2 protein-coding genes and 1 tRNA gene are annotated in these 1,747 nt (G+C 57.9%); all 3 read right to left on the bottom strand.

Annotation, left to right across the window (positions count from 1 at the left end; translation table 11 throughout):
- Positions 1-16: 16 nt before the first annotated feature.
- The 3 genes from Q0650_RS12750 to Q0650_RS12740 all read right to left on the bottom strand — a co-directional run bounded on the left by Q0650_RS12750 (position 17) and on the right by Q0650_RS12740 (position 1,455).
- A complete protein-coding gene (locus Q0650_RS12750; RefSeq protein WP_298819527.1) occupies positions 17-418 on the bottom strand; it encodes a hypothetical protein in 402 nt (133 codons plus the stop codon).
- A gap of 54 nt (positions 419-472) precedes the next feature.
- A tRNA-His gene (locus Q0650_RS12745) sits at positions 473-547 on the bottom strand.
- A 65-nt stretch (positions 548-612) separates the two neighbouring features.
- A complete protein-coding gene (locus Q0650_RS12740; protein WP_298819525.1) occupies positions 613-1,455 on the bottom strand; it encodes a methyltransferase domain-containing protein in 843 nt (280 codons plus the stop codon).
- Positions 1,456-1,747: the final 292 nt, after the last annotated feature.

The raw sequence follows: 1,747 nt of genomic DNA, 5'->3' as shown, positions 1-1,747 counted from the left end.
TATCGGCTATCGCCTATCAGCCATCGGCCTGCCGCACACAGATAACTGCTGCCGACACAGTCATACCCACTTTCACCCCACACGCGGCGGCAATGGCATTGACAGCGCTGATAACACCGCATTCCCAGGTATCAACAGCGTCGCCGATGCGCGCGCTGGTGTGCGCGACTGCCATCGCCGGAACACCCACTTCTTCAAGCAGGGCTAACCCGGCGATCCCGGCGTTATCTTTGCCAATTCCGGCATCGTTGAAAACCACGCCCGCCAGAGTGACGCCGAGGGCGTAGCGCGCAGAACTAACGCCGCCGTGCGAGCCGCTGACCACAAACGCGCCACTATCGCTTTCGTCGATGTAAGAGATAGAGTCCATCAGCGTTACTTTTATCTCCTGGCCGGTTGTGATAATGGTTTTCGACATCACCGCACCACCATTCAAACACAAAAGCCGGGGTTGATCCCGGCTTTATCCTGGTGGGGTGCCTGATGGGGCTCGAACCCACAACTTCCTGATCCACAGTCAGGCGCTCTGCCATTGAGCTACAGGCACCACACAGCGATACTGAATATAGCACAATCAGGCAGTCTCGTCAAATCGCAACCTGGACAAATCCCTCAATGTTCAATCGCCCTCTGCACCAGACTAAACGCCACTACGCCATACTGCCATTGGGCGCGCAGGCGCAAACCGGCAGTCGCAAAAGCGCTATTCAATTCAGCTAACGTCGGAAATTGCAATCCGCCACTCCCCAAAAGCTGCTGAAATGCGCGACCAGGCCCGCTCTCAGCCGCAACCAGACTCATCATCACCCCGCGCCCTTGCTGAGCCAGCAACCGTTGCCACTCGCGTAGCGCAGCCGGAATATCGCCGATTTCGTTCAGCGTCCCTCCCATTACCAGCCCCTGCGCTGCTCCGGCAGCAAATGGCAACGCCTGCGCGCTGGCCCGAATATAGCTGATCGGCAATCTCTCGCGTCGACTCCGTTGCCGCGCTTCGCGCAGCATCGCCAGGCTCAGATCGATCCCAACGACATACCCCCGCACATCGCGCTGCCGACGCGCCTGCGCCAATCCCCGCGCATACAGCCCGTTGCTACACCCAACATCGATCAGCAAACCTTCTTGCTCAACCCCCACCAGATTTGCAATCAGCCCAACCTCGCGCTCAAGCGGAAACGGCTCGCCACTCAACAACTGAAGCGCAATCGGTCGCCAGGTGCGTTCGTAAGCCCAGGCTGCCAGCGGCAATTCGTTAACCAGTTGCGCCACGCTCGTCGGCAAACGCCAGCCGATCAAGTCAAGAATCCCATCAGCAATCGGGTAAACAGTTCCACATTGATCGCAGCGAAGCTGACCGGTCTCAATCATGCCATCAACCACTCGATCAATGCGCTTAACTGTCAGCGTCGTCTCTGCATGTCGGGGGCATGTCAACAATGGCAGAAGTTTTGGATCCATACCTGTATTGTACCGCGGCTTCGCCGCTACCCGCTCTCGCAAAATCAGACAATCGAGCGCTCTCCTTCGCTCGAAGAGAACAATGAACTACCGCGACCGCAGAGTGGTTATCGGCGATCACTCAGATAGAGACGTTGCAATGCAACGTCTCTATCTTCTCGTGGCAACAACATGGGAGCCTGGCACCGTCGTCCCTACCGCCACTGCGCGCAATGTGGGCACAGCAATCTGGGCACAGCAATCTGGGCACAGCAATCTGGGCGCAGCACCGCTGCGCCTCTACCACCTACCA

It is taken from the genome of uncultured Chloroflexus sp., from assembly GCF_937129525.1.
In the GTDB taxonomy this organism is placed as follows: Bacteria; Chloroflexota; Chloroflexia; order Chloroflexales; family Chloroflexaceae; genus Chloroflexus.
This window is presented reverse-complemented; position numbering and strand designations above follow the sequence as displayed.

Excerpts from the sequence above, each read along its gene's own strand:
- Q0650_RS12750 (WP_298819527.1), bottom strand. The coding sequence starts at position 418 with ATGTCGAAAACCATTATCACAACCGGCCAGGAGATAAAAGTAACGCTG.
- Q0650_RS12740 (WP_298819525.1), bottom strand. The coding sequence starts at position 1,455 with ATGGATCCAAAACTTCTGCCATTGTTGACATGCCCCCGACATGCAGAG.